Raw genomic sequence first — 22845 nt, 5'->3', positions numbered from 1 at the left:
GCCGGGCCCAATGGCTTAACGGCGATAGCGCAACGATTGAATGATGACTTCCCAGAGGGGCACGGCATTGGCCACTGCCGCATAGCCCGCATCATTCGGATGCAGGCCGTCGCTGCTGAGATAGCGCGCCTGAATGACCGACGGATTGGCGGGATCGCGCAACGCGGCGTCGAAGTCCGCGACGCCGTCGAACGCGCCCGACGTCCGGATCCATGTATTCACCTGTTGGCGGGTTTGCTCGAGCGGCGCGGGCGACAGCAACGCCGGCGCGAGCGTTGCGCCGATCACCGAGATGCCGTGCTGGTGCGCGACAGCGATGATCCGCTGATAGCCGTCGACCAATGATTGGAAGTCGCCCTGTTTGTGCGGCGCGAGGCAATCGAGCCCGGGCTGCGGCTGCGCCGCCGCGAAGCCGATGTCGTTATCGCCGGCTTGCAGGATCACCACCTTGACGCCGGGGTGCGCGAGCACGTCTCGTTCGAAGCGGTTTTCCACGGCCGCGCCGTAGCACACGGAATCGTTCAGCAGCCGGTTGCCGGTGAGGCCGAGGTTGAGAACGCCGATCTCGCGCGCGCCGACTTTCGCGAGACGCGCCGCGAACGCATCGGTCCAGCGCCGGTTCAGATTCACGCTCGAGCCTTCGCTGTCGGTGAGCGAATCGCCGATGGCGGCAACCGTCGAGGCGAATGGCAGATGCTTTTGCACCGCCAGCTCCGTCATCCATGCGTAATGCGTGATGCCGTTCTGATATGCGTCGGCTGCCGCGTCGCTCGTGTGATCGCCGACGTCGGACACGTAATTGACCTGGTTCGACACACCGTGCCACACCGTCATTTTCTGCTGATCGCCCAGATACAGACTGAGCGCATACGGCACGCCCGCCTTCACGGCATATGGAATGGGGTCCGTGTCCAGTTCTTGACCGGGCGACAGCGTGACCTCGGTCGCGCCGCTGAACGTCGCCGCGACTGAACTGTTGGCGGTGAGCGCCGCGCCGCCCGCCGACTGGCCGATCCTCAACGCTTTGACCACGAGCGGCGCATTGCTGTAGGCGTTGCTGACGCGGATGCGCACGGCCTGCCCGGAGAGCGTCGGGTAGACGATCTGTCTGAACGTGCGTCCTCCGACATCGGGCGTCGGGAAGATGGCCTGCGAATTATCGGGGATGGGCTCGAGCGCTGTCGCCCATGCGGAGACCCAGTGCGGCGCCAGTAGGTTGGTATTCGGTGAAGCTGCGCTGGCCGCGTGCGATGCGCCTAGCGCAATGCCGACGCCATAGACAACTGAGTAGAACCAATGCCTGAGTGCATGCCTGTGTGCCGTCGGTTTCATTCTTCTATTCCTCTCACAAAAGGTCGCCGAGCGCTCAGGGTATTGGATTGCGTCAACCGTTCTGTGCGCATGCTTACTCAAACCGGAAAGGGATGAAACTTTTCGTAGGCCGAAAGGATTGGGAAAGCTTGACGAGGCTGCGCCGGCAGCGTTTCATCTTTTATTGCTGCCGCTCGCGGGCGCGAGGGGCGTTGGCTTTCGATGGCGGAGGACCGGCATTTCGGGCGCTCGCGCCGGCGGCATTCAGCTCGATCCGGCCGCCTGCAACGCTTCGATGCGCGCGCACGCGCTGTCGTACCAATACTGAATATATATAATCAATGCCGATGGATTTTCTCCATAATAAGACGTCGTTTTGCGATGCATGCGACGCAGCAATTCGATGCATGCATTTAATTGCCGGATATCGGTCAAATGCTCGACGCCATATTGCTGGCATTCAATGAGCGGAAGCAGCGTGTTGCATTCGGTTTCCGTAAGTTCCGGATAAAAGGCATGCAAAATCAATTCTCTATTTTGATGCACGGCAATACGCATCGCGCCTATGTCGCGGCTGATGTTGGTTTCGTGCAGCCGGTAAAGTGCAAGCACCCGGTCGATATTTGCGAAGTGTGCGCCGGCCAGCATCGCGTCGATCCAAAAACGATGATCGCGAGCGGACGGCAGGGCCGGATTCCACCAAATATTCCGCGCCATGAACCAGCATCGGCGCCACATGGTCGTCGACGTAATAAAATGGCCGCCGCCGTCGAGTAGCGCGCACTTGATGTCCGCATCCGCCAGCATGACGCTGGACCGATTATCCTGACCGAGGATATTCACGTTGCCTCCTGTCAGCGTGACGTGCGGATTGTGATCCAGCACGTCCACCTGATAGGCCAGGCGCTCCGGCAGTGCAACATCGTCGGCATCGAGCCTGGCAATGTACGTCCCGCGCGCCGCGGCTATGGCGACATTGGTGGCGACGGCCTCTCCTTGGTTGGTTGCAAAGGTAATCACCCGAACGCGGGGATCGCCGAGAAATTGATTGAGTAGATGGGCTGTGTTGTCGGTCGAGCCGTCATTGACGACGATTACTTCAAAATCTTGGTACGTTTGCGTCAAAATGGATTCGACAGCCTCGCCAATAAAGCGTGCTGCGTTGAATGCCGGAATGATGACTGATATCCGAGGGTAAGCTGGCATGGCCTGCTCATTATTTGGTGGATTTTATTTTTTCAATAAAACTGGATAAATCTATGTTTACCGCCGCCGATGGCCGAAAGGCGCGGAGAGCCGTGCCGCCGGCTCGCGTGCCGACCGGCACAGGCGGTTTTGCGGAAAGACGCCAAAATCTAATTGGTGTTTGACGCATGCTCGGGCGTTGAATCCATTGCCTGTTCGCCATGCAAGTGTAGGCGATTGTAGCGGCTCGCAATTGCCGGATGATCGGAGTCGGGCCTGCGTGCGATCATGATGCGGCGATTTTTGATGCAGCACCCGTGCTTGTCAAAAAAATAATGACAAGCGTAAGCGTCTAATCCATGAAAAGCGCGATATCGACGAGACGCGGATGACTGAATGGCGCGGCGAATAAAACCGGTTGCGTGGCGAGCGCGTTGCGCGCGCGCATGAATGGACACGGCGGCGCAAGGGCGGTGCGCGCCGAGCCATCCGGACGTTTCGATTTGGGCGGCCGTCCGACGCGCACGTTTGCCGCGCGTCGCATGACGGCGCGGGGTTCACCGCGCCTCGGCGCGGGCCGTGATTGGGTCGATCGGCACGGCCTTGGCCATCGCCGCATAACCCGCATCGTTCGGGTGAATGTCGTCGCCGCTGTTGTAATTCGGCAGGAGTGACGATGGATTCGCCGGATCGCGCACCGCGGCGTCGAAATCCACGATTCCGTCGAATGCGCCCGAGCTCCGGATCCACGCGTTCACTTTTTGGCGCACAGCTTCGCGTTCGGGCGGCATTGACGTCGGTGTCAGCGTGCCGCCGAATATCGCAATGCCGTGCTCGTGCGCGGCGGCGATCATGCGCCGATAGCCGTCGATCAGCGCCTGGGCATCCGGTTTGATGCGCGGGGCGAAGCAATCGACGCCCGATAGCGGCACGGGCGCGGCGATGAAATTGATATCGTTGACGCCGATCATCAGGATTGCAACCTTTACGCCGGCGCGCGCCAGCACGTCGCGCGCAAAGCGCTTTTCGAGCGCGACGCCGAGGCAGCGCGAATCGGTGAGCAGGCGGTTGCCGCTGATGCCGAGATTGACGACGCCGAGTTCGCGCTCGCCCGCTTGTGCGAGGCGCCGGGCAAACTCGTCCGGCCAGCGGCGATTCAGATTCGTGCTGGAGTGCAGGCCGTCCGTGAGCGAATCGCCGACTGCCGCGATCGCCGCAGCGCGTCGTGACGGCGGCGCGGCGACCGCGAGTTCCGTCACCCAAGCGGAATTCGTGATGCTGGTCGGATAGGCGCGCGCATTCGCATCCGATGTATGGTCGCCCGGCTCGGACACGTAATTGACCTGCATGGCGGTGCCGTGCCATGCGCGCATCGTCTGCCGCTCGCCGACATACAGGCTGAGCGCGTAAGGCTTGCCTGCGTCGATGTCGAATTCGATCGGATCGCTCTGCGCATCCTGACCGGGCGGCAGTTCGATCGCACGCCGGCCGCCGAACGTCACGACGGCCGAATGGGGCGCCGCGAGCGCGGCGCTGCTTCCTGTCGAAGGCGCGATGCGCAGCGCGTTGACCACGAGCGGCGTATCGCTGTATGCGTTGCTCACGCGAATGCGCACGGTGCGGCCGGAAAGCGTCGGGTAAACGATCTCACGAACGGTGCGGCCCGCGACATCCACTGCGCCATACGACGGGGCCGGAATCGCGTGCAGCGCGCTCGCCCATGCGGCGACCCAATGCGGTGCGGCGTCAGAAGCGGTGTGGCGTTGCGCGAGCGCGGCGGCGGATGCGGCGAATGCGATGCAACACGCGATCGCGACGAGCCGTTGCTTGATCGTTTTCATGGGACGGACCCTACGATGAGGATTCCGGATTATATGCACGGGCCGCTTCCCGTCGTGCTGCGGGGCGGGCTTTACCGTCGGGCGTCTCAATCGGACCGGGCAAGCGAAACCGCGCCGGTCCGCTGTATTGTCCGGGCGGGTTGCGGCGGCAGCGCGGGCGCGGCGCGCGGCCGGTTCGCACCGTCGAGCCGGGGTCTGCTGGGCACGAAGCGCTGCGCCGTGCCGCACCGCTCATCGACGTTGATCGACGTACTCGATGTAACCGCGCCCGCTGATCGGCTCCGCGCCACGCATGCCTTCCCACCGGTAGCCGCCGACGTAGCCGGTGCCGACGCCAAACAGCATCGGCGTATCGACGGTCCCTTCGATCACGAACAAGTCGTTGCCCTGCGTATCGCGCAGCGTCCAGATGAACTGCCTGGGCAGCGGCATCGTCGAGCCGTCGGGCGCGACGGCCGGCTCGGATTGCAGGCTCAGCACCCGGAAATGGACGTCGGCATCGAGCCGATGCGCGCATTCGCCCAGGATGCGCAGGTGCGCGTAGGTTGCCGGATGACCGTCGAACTGGACGTGCGACAGCAGAAGTTGCGTCTCCGCATCGAGATCGATCACGTGATAGCTGAGCACGTCCCACGGCAGTTTCGCGGCTTTCGGCAGAAAGCGGTTGTACAGCAGGTACGGTGACGAGCCGCGCGCATATTCGTAGGTGCAGAGCCCCGCCACGCCGATCGACGTGCCGTTGTGCTCGATCCTGCCGCGATAGCGGGTGACGAGCACGATATGGTCGAAGAGCGGACCTTTCGCAAGCCAAGTGATGTCGCCCGTCGCGTGCAGCCGCAGGTCGACCGCGAAGCCCGCGCGCCGGCTCTTCAATTGGAAATCGGGATAGCGGCCGGCAAGCAGCAGCTCGTTGCCGAAGCGCAGCAGGCTGCCGTCGTCGCGCAATTCCACGTCTTGCGGTATCGAATAGCGTGTGAAGTGGCCGTCGACGGCCGCCGCCGTGCCATGCACGAGCGTCGCGGTGCGCAGCGGGCCGTCGCCCGGCTGGGCTGCGAAATCGGTGTCGAATGCGCGCATGCCGGCGTTGCCGAGTATTGCTCTGCAAGCGAGAAATTGATGCGGGGCTGGCAGATTCGAAATCGTCACGCCGTAATGCGTGAGACCGAAGCGGCACGAGCCGCCGTTCGGCGGGAATATCAACGGTGCGGGCGGCGCGGGCCGCACGGACGGCTTCACGGGCCGCAGCAACAGCTCGGCCGCCTTTCCCATCAGATGGCTGCGCAGGCCGCGCAGGCCGTGCGGGCGCCGCCTGCTGTCGATCAGCGGCGGGCTCGGCGGAGCGAGGAAATCGCGCGTGTCGAGGAGGGTGTCCATGAGTTTCCTTGTGTCGGCCGGATGCGCCCGGCGGTGCGGCGCACGGGTATCGCCGTCGCGGAGCCGCTGCCCGCTGGCATGACGGCCCGCAATTCGCGATCCGGGTTCGATGAGGGAAAGATCGCATTGAACGTAACATTGATCAATGGCAAATTGGGCGAATTTCGAACATTTGAGGCCACTCATGACGACTGCGCGTGCACATTGGAATTCGGCGTTTCCGGTCGGCCGGATCGACGTGCTGCTCGACATCGGCGCGCAGCAGGGGGTGAGCGCGCGGGATTGCCTGGCGGGCAGCGGCGTGGCGCCGGATCGTCCGGGCGATGCGGCCGTGGCGTCGACGGCGGCGCAAGAGTTGCGCATCGTGCGCAATCTGAAGCGGCTGCTGGGGCCGGACTTTCCGCTCGGCATCGAGATCGGCCGGCGCTATCACGCGACCGCATACGGCATCTGGGGCCTGGCGCTGCTCAGCAGCGCGACGCTCGGCGACGCGATCGCGACCGGCCTGCGCCATCTGCGGCTGACGTCGACCTTCTGCGGCATCCGCACGGCCGGGCGAGGCGGTGATCCCGGGCTGATCGTCGATGACCGCGATTTGCCGGCGGATGTGCGCGACACGCTGGTCGAAATGACGATCGCCGCGCTGATCACCCTGCAATTCGATCTGGACCCGGCGAATCTGCCGGTCAAGGGCATTGCGCTCAAGATGCGCAGGCCCGCATACGCGGATCTCTATGCGGCGCTGTTCGGTGCGATGCCCGAGTTCGGCGCGGCGCAAAACGCGCTGACGGTCGACGCGCCGTGTCTGGGCTCGAAACTGCCGCAAAGCAACGCGCTGACGTGGCGGGCGTGCGACGACGAATGCCGCCGCATGCTCGAGCGCCGCAGCCGCGGCGACGATGACGGCCGCGGTCACGGCTGGGCCGAGCGTGTGCGCAGCCGCGTTGCCGGCGATCCAATGCCGTGCCTGACGATGGTGGCGCTCGCTGCCGAGTTCGGCATGAGCGCGCGCACGTTGCGGCGGCGTTTGGCCGATGAGGGGACGGATTACGAGACGATCGTCGGTGAGATGCGCGAGCGCCTGGCCGGAGAACTGCTGGTGACGACGGCGTTGCCGATTCCTTCGGTGGCGGAGCGGCTCGGCTATGCGGAGCCGTCTTCGTTTGCGCGGGCGTTCCGGCGCTGGAAGGGCGTTTCGCCGCTCGCGTACCGGCGCTCCGCTTGACGCGCGCGCCTTTCGTCGGCCGCCGGCCTGGTTCGGGTACGCGGAATTTTCATCCGCAGGCGCTGGGGGAAAGCTGTCCGGCGATTGAGGATAATGATTGTTTCACGCTATAATTCGAAAGTTTGTGCTAATCAACCTCGCACCCTAGCGCCTACCTCCATCACCCCTTCATCCGCCGCACGCCGCTTGACGCGGGCGATGCCGCGAAACCTGCGTGCGCCATCGAGTCCGCGCGGTTTCGCGTTTTGCCCCGGCCGGTAAGCGAGCGCGCTGCCGCCGCGTGCGGCTCGCGCGCCGGCGCGCAAGTCAGTGCGCGGCAGGAAGACAGGTCGGCGGCAAGGGTGTCCCCCAAGGAGTCTCCCGTGTTGCCGTCTTTTTCTCCCGCTTTGCTCGCACTTGCCGACGGCACGGTTTTTCGCGGTTATTCGATCGGCGCGTCTGGCCAGACGATCGGCGAAGTCGTGTTCAACACCGCGATCACCGGCTATCAGGAAATCCTCACTGATCCGAGCTACGCGCGCCAGATCGTCACGCTGACCTACCCGCACATCGGCAACGTCGGCGTGAACGGCGAGGACGTCGAAGCGACCAAGGTGCATGCGGCCGGCCTCATCGTGCGCGACCTGCCTGCGCTCGCGTCGAACTTCCGCTGCACGCGCGCGCTCGGCGACTATTTGCGCGACGAGGGCGTGGTTGCGATCGCGGGCATCGACACCCGCAAGCTGACCCGCATCCTGCGCGACAAGGGCGCGCAAAACGGCTGCATCCTGACGGGCTCCGACGACGAAGCGAAGGCGCTTGCGTTCGCGCGCTCGTTTCCGGGCCTGGCCGGGATGGATCTCGCGAAGGTCGTCTCGACGACGAAGCCGTTCGAATGGAAGCAGACCGAATGGCGTCTCGGCAGCGGCTACGGCATGCAGGAAACGCCGCGCTACCGCGTCGTCGCGTATGACTTCGGCGTCAAGTACAACATCCTGCGGATGCTTGCCGAGCGCGGCTGCCATGTGAGCGTGCTGCCCGCGCAGTCGAGCGCGGCCGAAGCGCTCGCGCTGAATCCGGACGGCATCTTCCTGTCGAACGGCCCGGGCGACCCCGAGCCGTGCGATTACGCGATCGCCGCGGCGAAGGAATTCATCGAGCGCGGCGTGCCGACGTTCGGCATTTGCCTCGGTCATCAGATCATGGGCCTCGCGGTCGGCGCGAAGACGCTCAAGATGAAGACGGGCCACCATGGCGCGAATCATCCGGTGAAGGATCTCGCGAACGGGCGCGTCGTGATCACGTCGCAGAATCACGGTTTCGCGGTCGATGCCGACTCGCTGCCCGCGAACGCGCGCGCGACGCACGTATCGCTGTTCGACGGCACGCTGCAGGGCTTCGAGCTGACCGACAAGCCCGCGTTCTGCTTCCAGGGCCACCCGGAGGCGTCGCCCGGTCCGCACGACATCGGCTATCTGTTCGACCGCTTCACCGCGCTGATGGATGCCGCGAAGGCGAAGAGCGCAGCCTGACGGCGGCGCCGCATCGATCAAGGAGGCGCGCTCATGATTGGCCACGCACTCGGCATCACCGATCTCTGGACTTACGTGTTCGGCGTGATCTTCATCGTCCTGTTGCCGGGGCCGAATTCGATGTATGTGCTGTCGATCGCCGCGCAGCGCGGCGTGAAGCTCGGCTATCGCGCCGCGTGCGGCGTGTTTGCCGGCGACGCGGTGCTGATGGTGCTGTCGGCGGCAGGCGTCGCGTCGCTGCTGAAAGCGAATCCGTTGCTGTTTTCGGCCGTCAAGTACGGCGGCGCCGCATACCTACTGTACCTCGGCATCGGCATGCTGCGCGGCGCGTGGCGCAAGCTGCGCGCGCCGGCCGCGGCCGATAGTGCGCCGCCCGGGCGCGCCGTCGACGGCGCGCGGCCGTTTCGCAAGGCGCTGGTCGTGAGCCTCTTGAATCCGAAGGCGATCCTGTTCCTGATCTCGTTCTTCATTCAATTCGTCGATCCGGGCTACGCGCATCCGGTGCTGTCGTTCATCGTGCTGGGCGCGATCATGCAGCTCGCGAGCTTCCTGTACCTGAGCACGCTGATCTTCGCCGGCGCACGCCTTGCCGCCGCCTTTCGCCGCCGCCGCAAGGTCGCGGCAAGCGCCACGGGCGGCCTGGGCGGCTTGTTCGTCGGTTTTTCCGTGAAGCTCGCGTTCGCGACGCTGAGCTGAGCGGCGCGCGCACGCTAAGACGCGCATTAACGAATCATTTTTTGAATCCCGAAAGCCATGCCAAAACGCACAGACATCAACAGCATCCTCATCATCGGCGCCGGCCCGATCATCATCGGTCAGGCGTGCGAGTTCGACTACTCGGGCGCGCAGGCATGCAAGGCATTGCGTGAGGAAGGCTACAAGGTCGTTCTCGTCAATAGCAATCCGGCGACGATCATGACCGATCCGAATACGGCCGATGTCACCTACATCGAGCCGATCACGTGGGAGGTCGTCGCGCGCATCATCGAAAAGGAGCGCCCGGATGCGATCCTGCCGACGATGGGCGGCCAGACCGCGCTCAATTGCGCGCTCGATCTGCATCACCACGGCGTGCTCGAGAAATTCGGCGTCGAATTGATCGGCGCGTCGCCCGCCGCGATCGACAAGGCCGAGGATCGCCAGAAGTTCAAGGACGCGATGACGAAGATCGGCTTGGGCTCCGCGAAGTCGGGCATCGCGCATTCGATGGAAGAAGCGTCGAAAGTCCACGCGGAAATCACCGCCGCGACGGGCGGCAGCGGCTATCCGGTGGTGATCCGGCCGTCGTTCACGCTGGGCGGCTCGGGCGGCGGCATTGCGTACAACCGTGAGGAGTTCGAGGAAATCTGCAAACGCGGCCTCGACCTGTCGCCGACGCACGAGTTGCTGATCGAGGAATCGCTGCTCGGCTGGAAGGAGTACGAGATGGAGGTCGTGCGCGACCGCGCCGACAACTGCATCATCGTCTGCTCGATCGAAAACCTCGATCCGATGGGCGTGCATACCGGCGATTCGATCACGGTCGCCCCGGCGCAGACGCTTACCGACAAGGAATATCAGATCCTGCGCAACGCGTCGCTCGCGGTGCTGCGCGAGATCGGCGTCGACACCGGCGGCTCGAACGTGCAGTTCGCGATCAACCCGCGCGATGGCCGGATGGTCGTGATCGAAATGAATCCGCGCGTATCGCGCTCGTCGGCGCTTGCATCGAAGGCCACCGGCTTTCCGATCGCGAAGGTCGCCGCGAAGCTCGCGGTCGGCTACACGCTCGACGAGCTGAGAAACGAAATCACGGGCGGCCAGACGCCGGCATCGTTCGAGCCGACGATCGACTACGTGGTCACGAAGATTCCGCGTTTCGCATTCGAGAAATTCCGCGAGGCCGATTCGCGGCTGACCACGCAGATGAAGTCGGTCGGCGAGGTGATGGCGATCGGCCGCACGTTCCAGGAGTCGTTCCAGAAGGCGCTGCGCGGTCTCGAGGTCGGCGTCGACGGCCTCGACGAGAAGACCACGGATCGCGACGAGATCGTGCGCGAGATCGGCGAGCCGGGGCCGGACCGGATCTGGTATGTCGGCGACGCGTTCCGCGCGGGCATGTCGCGCGAGCAGATCTTCGAGGAAACCGCGATCGATCCGTGGTTCCTCGCGCAGATCGAGCAGATCGTGCTGAAGGAAAAGGCGATCGCCGGCCGCACGCTCGCGAGCCTGACCCATGACGAGCTGCGCTATCTGAAGCAAAGCGGTTTTTCCGACCGCCGTCTCGCGAAGCTGCTCGGCGCGACGCCTGCCGACGTGCGCGCGCGCCGTCTCGAGCTGAACGTGCGCCCCGTCTACAAGCGCGTCGATACATGCGCGGCGGAATTCGCGACGAAGACCGCCTACATGTATTCGACGTATGACGACGAATGCGAGGCGCAGCCGACGGCAAACAAGAAGATCATGGTGCTGGGCGGCGGCCCGAACCGGATCGGGCAGGGCATCGAGTTCGACTACTGCTGCGTGCACGCGGCGCTCGCGATGCGCGAGGACGGTTACGAGACCATCATGGTCAACTGCAATCCGGAGACTGTATCGACCGACTACGACACGTCCGATCGTCTGTACTTCGAACCATTGACGCTCGAGGACGTGCTCGAAATCGTCGACAAGGAAAAGCCGGCCGGCGTGATCGTCCAGTACGGCGGCCAGACGCCGCTGAAGCTCGCGCTCGATCTCGGCGCTCACGGCGTGCCGATCGTCGGCACGTCGCCGGACATGATCGATGCGGCCGAGGACCGTGAGCGCTTTCAGAAGCTGCTGCAGGATCTCGGCCTGCGCCAGCCGCCGAACCGCACCGCGCGCGCCGAAGGTGAAGCGCTCGCGCTTGCGGCCGAGATCGGCTATCCGCTCGTCGTGCGTCCGTCATACGTGCTGGGCGGCCGCGCGATGGAGATCGTCCATGAGCCGCGCGACCTCGAGCGCTACATGCGCGAGGCGGTGAAGGTGTCGAACGATTCGCCGGTGCTGCTCGACCGCTTTTTGAACGACGCGATCGAGTGCGACGTCGATTGCATTTGCGACGGCGAGGCCGTGTTCATCGGCGGCGTGATGGAGCACATCGAGCAGGCGGGCGTCCACTCGGGCGATTCGGCGTGCTCGCTGCCGCCTTACTCGTTGTCGGCGCAAACCGTTGCCGAACTCAAGCGCCAGACGGCCGCGATGGCCAAGGCGCTGAACGTGGTCGGCCTGATGAACGTGCAGTTCGCGATTCAGCAGGTGCCGCAGCAGGACGGCTCGAAACAGGACATCATCTACGTGCTCGAAGTGAACCCGCGCGCGTCGCGCACGGTGCCTTACGTGTCGAAGGCGACGAGCCTGCCGCTCGCGAAGATCGCCGCGCGGGCGATGGTCGGCCAGACGCTCGCGCAGCAGGGCGTCACGAAGGAAGTCGAGCCGCCGTACTTCAGCGTGAAGGAAGCGGTGTTCCCGTTCATCAAGTTTCCGACCGTCGATCCGGTGCTCGGGCCGGAGATGCGCTCGACGGGCGAGGTGATGGGCGTCGGCCAGACGTTCGGCGAGGCGCTCTTCAAGTCGCAGCTCGCGGCGGGATCGCGCCTGCCGGAATCGGGTACGGTGCTGTTGACCGTGATGGATGCCGATAAGCCCAAGGCGGTCGAGGTCGCGCGCATGCTGCACGATCTCGGCTATCCGCTGGTGGCGACGAAGGGCACGGCTGCCGCGATCGAGGCGGCCGGCGTGCCGGTGAAGGTGGTCAACAAGGTCAAGGACGGCCGCCCGCACATCGTCGACATGATCAAGAACGGCGAGATCGCGCTCGTGTTCACGACGGTCGACGAGACGCGTGCGGCGATCGCCGATTCGCGCTCGATCCGAATGAGCGCGCAGGCACAAAAGGTCACGTATTACACGACCATGTCCGGCGCGCGCGCGGCAGTCGAAGGGCTGCGCTATCTGAAGAACTTGGAAGTCTATGATTTACAAGGCCTGCATGCTCGCCTAAACTAAGCCTCCAGTTACCTGTCGAAGCAACACGTGCCGCGGTTGAGCGGCGTTTCCGGTGTTTCGGAAATGCGCTTAATCGCGGTGATTTTTTTTATAGCCGTTTTAGCTATTGAGTCGTTTATGAGCACCATTCCGTTGACGAAGCGTGGCGCAGATCAACTGCGCGATGAATTACAGCGCCTGAAGTCGGTCGAGCGGCCGGCTGTGATCAACGCGATCGCCGAGGCGCGTGCGCAGGGTGACTTGTCCGAAAACGCCGAATACGACGCCGCGAAGGAAAAACAAGGCTTTATCGAGGGCCGGATCGCCGAAATCGAATCGAAGCTGTCGGCCGCGCAGATCATCGATCCGACCGCGCTGGATGCCGATGGTCGCGTGGTATTCGCGGCGACGGTCGAACTCGAGGATCTCGAGTCCGGCAACACGGTCAAGTATCAGATCGTCGGCGACGACGAAGCCGATCTCGATCACGGCCTGATTTCGGTCAGCTCGCCGATCGCGCGGGCGTTGATCGGCAAGTCCGAAGGCGATGTCGCCGCGGTTCAGGCGCCGAGCGGCGTGCGTGAATACGAAATCATCTCGGTGTTGTATATCTGATGGCCGGTTCTGCGGCGCCGCATCGCTTCTTTCGCCTGCTGGCGACGATCTGGGTCGGCAGCCTGCTGACGATCGGTTATGCGGTCGCGCCCGTGCTATTTGCGACGCTCGAACGGACGACGGCAGGCTCGGTCGCCGCGCGGTTGTTCAGCATCGAGGCAACGCTGGGCGTGGTGTGCGGCGTGTTGCTGATTGGTTTGTCGAACCTGCTGGTGCGGCGTGGTCATGATGGTTACCGTTCGCTGCGCTGGTTGCTTGCCGCGATGCTCGGCTGCGTGCTCGCCGGCTATTTCGCATTGCAGCCGTTCATGAACGCGCTGCGCGTCGCCGCGCTCGAGGCGGGTACGGACGTCGGCCATTCGGCGTATGCGACGCGCTTTGCGATATTGCATGGCGTATCGAGCGCGTTTTATCTGATCGAGAGCCTGCTCGGCCTCGCGTTGATCTGGCGATTGCCGGTGTGGGACGAAGCCGCGCCATTCGGCCGCGCGCCGCAGCGCTGATCCAGACTCCGGCGAGGGCGCCGCGAGCGAGCTTTGGCGTGCGCCGCGAGTGCGCTACGAAAACGCATCGAATACCTCATGCGTGAGCGCGGCAGGCCCGATGCGGCGCGGTGGGCCGCATCGGGGCGATCCGGACGGCCGCTTTTCGCGATTATTTTTCGTTTTGGTGTTGGCGTTTCGCGCTCGACTGACGTTTTTTCGCGCGCTTGACATTACCGCCCGCCGTCACGCGCTCGTTGCCGAGCACGCGTACTTTTTGCGGTTTCGGCCGGCGCACCGCGGGCGCGTTCGGCGATTGCTTGACCACCTTGACGACGCGCGGCGCACGCCCTTTCGGCGCACGGCCTTCGCTGTCCGCGCCGGCCGCGTTTGCGGCTTCGCGGGCGCTCGGCAGAGCGCGGCGGCCGCGCGCCGGCGCGGCTTGAACCTGTTCGGGGCGCCAGATGACGAGCAGCTTGCCGATATGCTGAATTGGCGCGGCGTTCAGACGGTCGCAGATTTCGTCGTAGATCGCGATGCGCTCGTCGCGTTCGTCGCCGAATACGCGGATCTTGATGAGCTGATGGGCGGCGAGGTGGACGCGGATCTCAGTGAGCACCGCCTCGGTCAGCCCTTCGGCGCCGATCAGGACGACGGGCTTGAGCGCGTGGGCTTGGGAACGCAGCGCGGAGCGCTCGGCGGGGGAAAGCGAAAGGGCTGGCATCGGAATGACGGAATCGAATCAAATTGACGGCGTGCTGCGCGCGAAGAAGAGCAGCCAAGCGGCCGGGCTTTTCTGCGGCGGAGCGCCGAAACCACGTAAAATCGCGGCTTGGGCCTGTTGGGGCCGAAAGCCGCGCCAATAAACCCCGCATTATCCGCTAAAAGTGCGGCTTCACGAAGCAATCGGCAGCAATCTCTCATTCGCATGGCAAAGAATCGCTTTAACCAATCCTGGCTGCATGACCATATCAACGATCCCTACGTCAAAATGGCGCAGCGGGAAGGCTATCGCGCGCGCGCGGCGTACAAGCTCAAGGAGATCGACGAGCAGGACAAGTTGATTCGCCCCGGGCAGGTGATCGTCGATCTGGGCGCGGCGCCGGGGAGCTGGAGCCAGTATGCGCGCAACAAGCTCGCGCAGGGCAAGCGGCGCGATGCGGTGCGCGAGGGCGGCATCGACGGCACGATCATCGCGCTCGACATGCTGCCGATGGAGCCGATCGCCGACGTCCATTTCATCCAGGGCGATTTCCGTGAGGACGATGTGTTGCGCCAATTGGAGGAAGTCCTCGCCGGAAGCCCGGTGGATCTTGTAATTTCGGACATGGCCCCCAACCTGTCCGGCGTCGCGGTCGCGGATGCCGCGCGCATCGAACATGTTTGCGATCTGGCGCTCGAATTCGCGCAGCAACATTTGAAGCCGGATGGAGCCCTTTTAGTGAAATGCTTTCACGGCAGCGGTTACAGCCAGATTGTCGAGAAATTCAAGCATCAGTTCAAAACGGTGGCGCCGCGCAAGCCGAAAGCGTCGCGCGACAAATCGTCCGAAACGTTTATTTTGGGTCGGCATCTAAAGCATTCTCGTTGAAGGTGACAATGCGTGTCGGTTTCAGCCTCGGCCTTGCCGGTCGCGCCCCGCGCCTATTGGCGGGGTAGCGAATCCTTATGGCGACGGGTTGCGGACTGGATTAGAATGCCTGAGGAGCGCCGCAAGGCAAATGTAGGCGCTCGTCTATGAGTGAAGGAGTGGTGCTTTGAACAACAATATGTTTTCGAAGGCGGCAGTGTGGCTCGTGATCGCACTGGTGCTGTTTACGGTGTTCAAGCAGTTCGATAAGCCCCGCGTCCAGGAAGGCGTCTCCTATTCGCAGTTCATGGATGACGCGAAGAACGGCAAGATCAAGAACGTCGTCGTGCAGGGGCGCAACCTCACCGTCACTCCCGCAGATGGTCAGAAGTATCAGATCGTATCGCCGGGCGACATCTGGATGGTTGGCGATCTGATGAAGTACGGCGTGCAGGTCAGCGGCAAGGCTGACGACGAGCCGAACGCGCTCGTCTCCGCGCTCTACTATCTCGGCCCGACGCTGCTCATCATCGTGTTCTGGTTCTACATGATGAGGCAGATGCAAGGCGGCGGTAAGGGCGGCGCATTCTCGTTCGGTAAATCGCGCGCACGGCTGATCGACGAGAACAACAACGCGGTGAATTTCTCCGACGTCGCCGGTTGCGACGAAGCGAAGGAAGAGGTTTCCGAACTCGTCGATTTCCTGCGCGATCCGCAGAAATTCCAGAAGCTTGGCGGCCGCATTCCGCGTGGCGTGCTGCTCGTCGGGCCGCCGGGTACCGGCAAGACGCTGCTTGCTCGCGCGATCGCCGGCGAAGCGAAGGTGCCGTTCTTCAGCATCTCGGGTTCGGACTTTGTCGAAATGTTCGTCGGCGTCGGTGCGGCCCGCGTGCGCGACATGTTCGAGCAGGCGAAGAAGCATGCGCCCTGTATCGTGTTCATCGACGAAATCGATGCGGTCGGCCGCCATCGCGGCGCCGGCATGGGCGGCGGTAATGACGAGCGTGAGCAGACGCTCAACCAGATGCTCGTCGAGATGGATGGTTTCGAGGCGAATTCAGGGGTGATCGTGATCGCCGCGACGAACCGCTCCGACGTGCTCGACAAGGCGCTGCTGCGCCCGGGCCGCTTCGACCGCCAGGTCTATGTCGGCCTGCCGGATATCCGCGGCCGCGAGCAGATCATGCGCGTGCATCTGCGCAAGGTGCCGATCGCGAACGACGTCGATGCGGCCGTGATTGCGCGCGGCACGCCGGGTTTCTCGGGGGCCGATCTCGCGAACCTCGTCAACGAGGCGGCGCTCTTTGCCGCCCGCCGCGGCAAGCGGATCGTCGAAATGCAGGATTTCGAGGATGCGAAGGACAAGATTTTCATGGGGCCGGAGCGCAAGTCGGCGGTGATCCGCGAAGAGGCGAAGCGTGCGACCGCGTACCACGAATCGGGCCATGCGGTGATCGCGAAGCTGTTGCCGAAGGCTGATCCGGTTCACAAGGTCACGATCATTCCGCGCGGCCGTGCGCTCGGCGTCACTTGGCAGTTGCCGGAGCACGACAACGAGACGTATTCGAAGGATTATCTGCTCGATCGCCTCGCGATTCTGTTCGGCGGCCGCGTGGCCGAGGAACTGTTCCTGAATCTCGTCAGCACGGGCGCGTCGGACGATTTCAACAAGGCGACGCAGACCGCGCGCGCGATGGTCGCGCGTTTCGGGATGACCGACGCGCTCGGGCCGATGGTCTATGTCGATGACGAGAATGACAGCGGTCCGTTCGGCCGCGGCTTCACGCGGACGATTTCGGAGGCGACGCAGCAGAAGGTCGACGCTGAGATCCGCCGTGTGCTCGATGAGCAGTACAGCCTTGCGCGCCGGCTGCTGGAAGAAAACCGCGACAAGGTCGAGGCGATGACGGCCGCGCTGATGGAGTGGGAGACGATCGACGCCGATCAAATCGACGACATCATGGAGGGGCGTCCGCCGCGCTCGCCGAAGAGCGTGCCGCCGTCGGCAAGCGATCCGTCGTCGGGCGGTTCGCCTGGCGCAGAGGTCAAGCCGGGCAACGCCACCGCACCGGCATAAGCGGTTCCGGCTTTCGTCCACGGGCTGGTGTGGCTGTCACACCGGCCCGTTTTGCATTCTCGCGACGGTTTCGTCGCGCTCGATCCCGCGCCATTGTTCGTGTCCAGCTCAACTCCCGTCTATCCGATTCCCGACCCATTGCAGTGCGGCCGTTTCACGCTGACTTTCGAACGGCCCCTCGTGATGGGGATTCTCAATGTGACTCCCGATTCGTTCTCCGACGGCGGCCGCTATATCGACCGTCACGCCGCACTCGCGCAAGCGCAGCGAATGCTTGCCGAAGGCGCGGATCTGCTCGATATCGGCGGCGAATCGACGCGCCCCGGTGCGCCGCCCGTGCCGCTGGACGAGGAACTCGAACGCGTGATTCCGCTCGTCGAAGCATTGCATGGGCTCGGCGTGCCATTGTCGATCGACACGTACAAGCCGGCGGTGATGCGCGCGGCGCTTGCCGCCGGCGCGGATCTGATCAACGACATCTGGGGACTGCGTCAGCCGGGCGCGATCGACGCGGTGCGCGATAGTACGTGTGGCCTATGCGTGATGCACATGCTGGGCGAGCCGCAGACGATGCAATTGCACGAGCCCGCGTATCGCGACGTCGTCTCGGACGTGCGGTCGTTTCTCGCCGAGCGTGCCGATACGCTCGTGCAGGCGGGCGTTGACCCCCGGCGTATCAGCGTCGATCCGGGGTTCGGCTTTGGCAAGGCGGTGATAGAACACAATTACGCGCTGCTTGCGCATCTGCGCGATACGGCGCCCGCGCGGCCCGGCGGCCGCGCGTACCCGGTGCTGGCCGGCATGTCGCGCAAATCGATGTTGGGCGCGCTCATCGGCCGGCCTGCCGGCGAGCGCGTGGCGGCGAGCGTGGCCGCGGCGGTTTGCGCAGCGGAGCGGGGCGCCGCGATCGTGCGCGTGCACGACGTCGCGCCGAGCGTCGATGCGCTCAAGATATGGGGCGCCATGCGCGATGCCGCGCGGCGCGAATAAGTCGAAACGAGGAGGAAGATTCTACATGGGACGTCGTTATTTCGGTACGGACGGCATTCGCGGCGAAGTCGGGGCGGCGCCGATCACGCCCGATTTTGTGTTGCGGCTCGGCTACGCAGCGGGCAAGGTGCTCGCAAGCGCGCCGGGGCGCGCCGCGTCGGGCGCGCGTCCGACCGTGCTGATCGGCAAGGACACGCGGGTGTCCGGCTACATGCTCGAGGCCGCACTCGAAGCGGGCTTCTCGGCGGCGGGCGTCGACGTGATGCTGGCCGGGCCGATGCCGACGCCGGGCGTGGCGTATTTGACCCGCGCGCTGCGTCTGTCGGCGGGCGTCGTGATCAGCGCGTCGCATAATCCGTATCACGACAACGGCATCAAATTCTTCTCCGCCAGCGGCAACAAGCTGCCGGACGAGACGGAGGAGGAAATCGAAGCATGGCTCGACAAGCCGCTCGACTGCGCGCCGTCGGACGGGCTCGGCAAGGCGCGCCGTCTTGACGACGCGGCGGGCCGCTACATCGAATTTTGCAAGAGCACGTTTCCGGCGGAATTCGATCTGCACGGGATGAAACTCGTCGTCGATTGCGCGAACGGCGCCGCATATCAAATCGCGCCGCACGTGTTTCACGAGCTTGGTGCCGACGTGATCCCGGTCGGCGTCGCGCCGAACGGCTTCAATATCAACGACGGCGTCGGCGCGACCGCACCGGACGCGCTGATGCGCTCGGTCAGGGCGAATCATGCGGATCTGGGCATCGCGCTCGACGGCGACGCGGACCGGCTGCTCGTCGTCGACCGGGCCGGCCGGTTGTACAACGGGGACGAACTGCTGTACGTGCTGGTCAAAGACAGAATCGCAACTCATGGCCGCGTCGAGGGCGCGGTGGGTACGTTGATGACGAATCTGGCCGTCGAAGTTGCGCTGAAGGCGGCCGGCGTGCAGTTCGTGCGTGCGCCGGTCGGCGATCGTTATGTGCTCGAGCAATTGCATGAGCGCGGCTGGCAGCTTGGCGCGGAGGGGTCCGGTCACATTTTGTCGCTCGATCGGCATTCGACGGGCGACGGGATCGTATCGGCGCTGCTCGTGCTGGCGGCGATGAAGCGCAGCGGCAAGACGCTTGCGCAGATGCTCGATGGCGTCAGTCTGTTTCCGCAGAAGCTGATCAACGTGCGGATGAAGCCGGATGCGAACTGGCAGGCGAGCGAAGCGATCCGGCGTGCGATCGCCCGTGCCGAGACGTCGCTCGCGGACGGCGGCCGCGTGCTGATTCGCGCATCGGGGACAGAACCGGTATTGCGGGTGATGGTCGAGGCGAGGCAGGCAGCGGATGCCGATCATTACGCGCAAGCGATTGCCGACGCGGTCAAGCAGGCGACTGCATAGGCACGGCGATACGCGAAGCCGTCGGCCGACGCTTGGGGACGAGATTGCCCCGCGTCGGCTTTTTCATATTTGTGTGAATTTTTTCCTACGCGCGGCGCGCAGGGGAATGAAGCGCGCTCGAGGCCCGGACGCATGGGAAGTTTGCCTTTCAATCAGTCATGTTACTGTCACACTAGGTTCATCGATTGTCACATGACTGTCATGTAGAGCCCCTAATCTTCGCGGTGCCGTAGTTATCCGCTCACACACTGGAGGTCTCATGAAATTGATGCAAACCGCGTTCGCAGGCTTGGCCGGCGCGCTTTTCGCGGTCGCCGCGCACGCTGCCGACATCACCGGCGCGGGTAGCACTTTCGCCATGCCGATTTACACGAAATGGGCAGCCGACTATCAGCAGTCGGGCGGCGCGAAGGTCAACTATCAAGGTATCGGATCGTCGGGCGGCTTGAAGCAGATTGTTGCGAAGACGGTCGATTTCGCCGGCTCGGATGCGCCGCTGAAAGACGACGAACTCGCGAAGGAAGGCCTGTTCCAGTTTCCGACGGTGGTGGGCGGGGTTGTGCCGGTCATCAACGTGCCCGGCGTGAAGGCGGGCGAGATCACGCTGTCGGGTGCGGTGCTCGGCGATATCTATCTCGGCAAGATCAAGAAATGGAATGACCCGGCGATCGCGTCGCTGAACCCGAAGGTCAAGCTGCCGGATACCGACATCGCGGTGGTGCGCCGCGCGGACGGTTCGGGCACGAGCTTCATCTGGACGAACTATCTGTCGAAGGTCAACGACGAGTGGAAGTCGAAGGTCGGCGAAGGCACGACCGTCAACTGGCCGACTGGCACGGGCGGCAAGGGCAACGACGGCGTGGCGGCATTCGTCCAGCGTCTGCCGGGCGCGATCGGCTATGTCGAATGGGCTTACGCGAAGAAGAATCACCTGGTCTACACTGCCCTGAAGAATTCGTCTGGCACCGTCGTCGAGCCGAAGACCGAGACGTTCAAGGCGGCCGCGGCCGGCGCGAACTGGTCGAAGTCGTTTTACCAGATCCTGACGAACCAGCCGGGCAAGGAAGCGTGGCCGGTCGTCGGCGCGACGTTCGTGCTGCTGCACGCGAAGCAGGAAAAGCCGGAGCAGGGCGCCTCGACGCTCAAGTTCTTCGACTGGGCGTTCAAGAACGGCGCGAAGGCGGCCGACGATCTCGACTACATCACGCTGCCGGCGTCGGTCGAGACGGAAATCCGCAAGCAGTGGAAGGAAAAGGTGACGGACGCATCGGGCAAGACCCTTGCCGAGTAAGCTGACGGCAGCGTTCCAAGCGGTTTGCCGCCCGGCCGATTGATCGATCGGCCGGGCGGCGTGTGCAGTGCCGGCGGGCGGTTTGTGCCGCCCGTCTTTGAAAAACAGGCTCCCATGTCTGACTTTCCTCTTGCGTCGTCCCGATCCGGCGGCCAGCCGCAGCAGCGCGCGCCGAGCCCGTTCGGCGACATCGTGTTCGGCGGCCTGACGCGGGTCGCGGCGATCGTGACCCTGTTGCTGCTCGGTGGCATCATCGTTTCGCTCATCGTCGCGTCGATGCCGACCATCGAAAAATTCGGTCTCTCGTTCCTGTGGCAATCGGAATGGGACCCCAATTCCGATATCTATGGCGCGCTCGTGCCGATCTACGGGACCCTCGTCACGTCGATCATCGCGCTCGTCATCGCGGTGCCCGTGAGCTTCGGCATCGCCCTCTTTCTCACCGAGCTTGCGCCCGTCTGGCTGCGCCGGCCGCTCGGCGTCGCGATCGAACTGCTCGCCGCGATTCCGTCGATCGTCTACGGGATGTGGGGGCTGCTCGTGTTCGCGCCGATTTTCGCGACGTATTTCCAGAAGCCGGTTGGGGCGCTGCTGGGACCGATTCCGGTGATCGGCGCGTTGTTCCAGGGCCCGCCGATCGGCATCGGCATTTTGTCGGCCGGCGTCATTCTGGCGATCATGATCATTCCGTACATCGCGTCGGTGATGCGCGACGTGTTCGAGGTGACGCCCGTGCTGCTCAAGGAGTCCGCGTATGGCATCGGCTGCACCACTTGGGAAGTGATGTGGAAGATCGTGCTGCCCTATACGAAGACGGGCGTGATCGGTGGCGTGATGCTCGGCCTTGGCCGCGCGCTCGGCGAGACGATGGCCGTGACCTTCGTGATCGGCAACACCAACCTGCTCGACAATGTATCGCTGTACTCGCCGGGCAACAGCATCACGTCGGCGCTCGCGAACGAGTTCGCCGAAGCCGCGCCGGGCCTGCATACGGCCGCACTGATGGAACTCGGCCTGATCCTGTTCGTGATCACGTTCATCGTGCTCGCGATCTCGAAGCTGATGCTGCTGCGCCTCGAGCGCTCGGAGGGGGGCAAATGAGTTCGCCGCATCTCAACATGCCCGGCCCAAGCGGCGCGGCGCTCGACGCGATGCGCGCGCGCCTGCAGCGCCGCCGCAAGGCGACCAACGTGGTCGCGCTCACCGCGTCGCTCGCCGCGATGGCGTTCGGCCTGCTATGGCTCGTCTGGATTCTCTACACGACGCTGCATCTCGGTATAGGCGGCCTGTCGCTGTCGCTCTTCACTGAGTCGACGCCGCCGCCGAACACCGCGGGCGGCGGTCTGGCGAACGCGATCGTCGGCAGCCTGTTGCTGGTTGCGCTCGCGACGCTCGTCGGCACGCCGGTAGGCATTCTGGCAGGCGTCTATCTCGCCGAGTACGGCCAGAAGAGCTGGCTCGCGAGCGTGATGCGCTTCATCAACGACATCCTGCTGTCCGCGCCTTCGATCGTCGTCGGTTTGTTCGTCTATGCGCTCGTCGTCGCGAAGGCCGGGCATTTCAGCGGTTGGGCGGGCGTCGTCGCGCTCGCGCTGTTGCAGATCCCGATCGTGATCCGCACGACCGAAAACATGCTCAAGCTCGTGCCGAACGCGTTGCGCGAAGCGGCGTTCGCGCTCGGCACGCCGAAGTGGCGGATGATTCTGAAGATCACGCTGCGCGCGTCGGTGGGCGGCATCGTCACCGGCGTGCTGCTCGCGGTCGCGCGGATCGCCGGCGAAACCGCGCCGCTGCTCTTCACGTCGCTGTCCAATCAATTCTTCTCGGTCGATATGAACCAGCCGGTCGCGAATCTGCCCGTCACGATCTTCAAGTTCGCGATGAGCCCGTTCGCCGAATGGCAATCGCTCGCATGGGCGGGCGTGTTCCTGATTACGCTGGGCGTGCTGGGGCTCAACATCCTCGCGCGTTCGGTCTTTTCGAAAAAGTAACGGCGGAGCAA

Annotated in this window: 18 protein-coding genes; 13 read left to right on the top strand and 5 right to left on the bottom strand. The window is 64.1% G+C overall.

The features are described 5' to 3' along the window. Nucleotides 1–15 precede the first annotated feature (15 nt). The 4 genes from AQ611_RS12280 to AQ611_RS12265 all read right to left on the bottom strand — a co-directional run bounded on the left by AQ611_RS12280 (nucleotide 16) and on the right by AQ611_RS12265 (nucleotide 5711). Nucleotides 16–1332: an SGNH/GDSL hydrolase family protein gene (locus AQ611_RS12280; protein WP_069234675.1), complete on the bottom strand. Its 1317-nt coding sequence runs from the start codon at nucleotides 1330–1332 to the stop codon at nucleotides 16–18. A 243-nt stretch (nucleotides 1333–1575) separates the two neighbouring features. Then, nucleotides 1576–2517 (bottom strand): glycosyltransferase family 2 protein, encoded by a 942-nt coding sequence (locus AQ611_RS12275; protein ID WP_083237310.1) that lies wholly within the window; start codon nucleotides 2515–2517, stop codon nucleotides 1576–1578. Between the two features lie 536 nt (nucleotides 2518–3053). Next, nucleotides 3054–4337 (bottom strand): SGNH/GDSL hydrolase family protein, encoded by a 1284-nt coding sequence (locus tag AQ611_RS12270; RefSeq protein ID WP_069234673.1) that lies wholly within the window; start codon nucleotides 4335–4337, stop codon nucleotides 3054–3056. 231 nt (nucleotides 4338–4568) lie between these two features. Continuing rightward, nucleotides 4569–5711: a DUF6670 family protein gene (locus AQ611_RS12265; RefSeq protein WP_069235281.1), complete on the bottom strand. Its 1143-nt coding sequence runs from the start codon at nucleotides 5709–5711 to the stop codon at nucleotides 4569–4571. A 184-nt stretch (nucleotides 5712–5895) separates the two neighbouring features. Between AQ611_RS12265 and AQ611_RS12260 the strand changes: the two genes are divergently transcribed. The 6 genes from AQ611_RS12260 (at nucleotide 5896) to AQ611_RS12235 (ending at nucleotide 13552) form a co-directional block, all read left to right on the top strand. Then, nucleotides 5896–6936, top strand: a complete 1041-nt coding sequence (locus AQ611_RS12260) for an AraC family transcriptional regulator (RefSeq protein WP_069234672.1) — start codon at nucleotides 5896–5898, stop codon at nucleotides 6934–6936. A 362-nt stretch (nucleotides 6937–7298) separates the two neighbouring features. Then, nucleotides 7299–8447, top strand: a complete 1149-nt coding sequence (gene carA, locus AQ611_RS12255) for a glutamine-hydrolyzing carbamoyl-phosphate synthase small subunit (RefSeq protein ID WP_059513866.1) — start codon at nucleotides 7299–7301, stop codon at nucleotides 8445–8447. 33 nt (nucleotides 8448–8480) lie between these two features. Then, on the top strand, nucleotides 8481–9143 hold the full coding sequence (leuE, locus tag AQ611_RS12250; RefSeq protein WP_069234671.1) for a leucine efflux protein LeuE: 663 nt from the start codon (nucleotides 8481–8483) through the stop codon (nucleotides 9141–9143). Between the two features lie 57 nt (nucleotides 9144–9200). Then, nucleotides 9201–12455 carry a carbamoyl-phosphate synthase large subunit gene (gene carB / locus AQ611_RS12245; RefSeq protein ID WP_059513857.1) on the top strand — a complete coding sequence of 1085 codons (3255 nt, stop codon included), beginning with the start codon at nucleotides 9201–9203 and terminating at the stop codon, nucleotides 12453–12455. A 117-nt stretch (nucleotides 12456–12572) separates the two neighbouring features. Beyond that, nucleotides 12573–13049 (top strand): transcription elongation factor GreA, encoded by a 477-nt coding sequence (gene greA / locus AQ611_RS12240; RefSeq protein ID WP_038749766.1) that lies wholly within the window; start codon nucleotides 12573–12575, stop codon nucleotides 13047–13049. Beyond that, nucleotides 13049–13552, top strand: coding sequence for a DUF4149 domain-containing protein (locus tag AQ611_RS12235; protein ID WP_069234670.1), 504 nt, complete (start codon nucleotides 13049–13051; stop codon nucleotides 13550–13552). The genes greA and AQ611_RS12235 overlap by 1 nt, the downstream gene beginning before the upstream one ends. A gap of 151 nt (nucleotides 13553–13703) precedes the next feature. Here the strand turns inward: AQ611_RS12235 and AQ611_RS12230 are convergent, their stop codons facing one another. After that, nucleotides 13704–14255: a YhbY family RNA-binding protein gene (locus AQ611_RS12230; RefSeq protein WP_059513851.1), complete on the bottom strand. Its 552-nt coding sequence runs from the start codon at nucleotides 14253–14255 to the stop codon at nucleotides 13704–13706. Nucleotides 14256–14459: 204 nt separating this feature from the next. Between AQ611_RS12230 and AQ611_RS12225 the strand changes: the two genes are divergently transcribed. The 7 genes from AQ611_RS12225 to pstA all read left to right on the top strand — a co-directional run bounded on the left by AQ611_RS12225 (nucleotide 14460) and on the right by pstA (nucleotide 22834). Next, nucleotides 14460–15122, top strand: a complete 663-nt coding sequence (locus AQ611_RS12225) for an RlmE family RNA methyltransferase (RefSeq protein ID WP_059513848.1) — start codon at nucleotides 14460–14462, stop codon at nucleotides 15120–15122. 166 nt (nucleotides 15123–15288) lie between these two features. Beyond that, the gene (gene ftsH, locus AQ611_RS12220; protein ID WP_059513845.1) at nucleotides 15289–17178 is read left to right on the top strand and encodes an ATP-dependent zinc metalloprotease FtsH; all 1890 of its coding nucleotides are present in this window, start codon (nucleotides 15289–15291) and stop codon (nucleotides 17176–17178) included. Between the two features lie 99 nt (nucleotides 17179–17277). Continuing rightward, on the top strand, nucleotides 17278–18168 hold the full coding sequence (gene folP / locus AQ611_RS12215; protein ID WP_059514168.1) for a dihydropteroate synthase: 891 nt from the start codon (nucleotides 17278–17280) through the stop codon (nucleotides 18166–18168). Nucleotides 18169–18193: 25 nt separating this feature from the next. Then, nucleotides 18194–19552, top strand: coding sequence for a phosphoglucosamine mutase (gene glmM, locus AQ611_RS12210; protein ID WP_069234669.1), 1359 nt, complete (start codon nucleotides 18194–18196; stop codon nucleotides 19550–19552). A 259-nt stretch (nucleotides 19553–19811) separates the two neighbouring features. Next, nucleotides 19812–20843, top strand: coding sequence for a phosphate ABC transporter substrate-binding protein PstS (gene pstS / locus AQ611_RS12205; protein ID WP_059513840.1), 1032 nt, complete (start codon nucleotides 19812–19814; stop codon nucleotides 20841–20843). 114 nt (nucleotides 20844–20957) lie between these two features. Further along, entirely contained in the window at nucleotides 20958–21944 is a 987-nt protein-coding gene (pstC, locus tag AQ611_RS12200; RefSeq protein WP_069234668.1) for a phosphate ABC transporter permease PstC, read from the top strand. Beyond that, nucleotides 21941–22834 (top strand): phosphate ABC transporter permease PstA, encoded by an 894-nt coding sequence (gene pstA / locus AQ611_RS12195; RefSeq protein ID WP_059513832.1) that lies wholly within the window; start codon nucleotides 21941–21943, stop codon nucleotides 22832–22834. The genes pstC and pstA overlap by 4 nt, the downstream gene beginning before the upstream one ends. The last annotated feature ends 11 nt before the right edge of the window (nucleotides 22835–22845 follow it).

The sequence above is a fragment of the Burkholderia singularis genome (assembly GCF_001718875.1).
Taxonomy (GTDB): domain Bacteria; phylum Pseudomonadota; class Gammaproteobacteria; order Burkholderiales; family Burkholderiaceae; genus Burkholderia; species Burkholderia singularis.
This window is presented reverse-complemented; position numbering and strand designations above follow the sequence as displayed.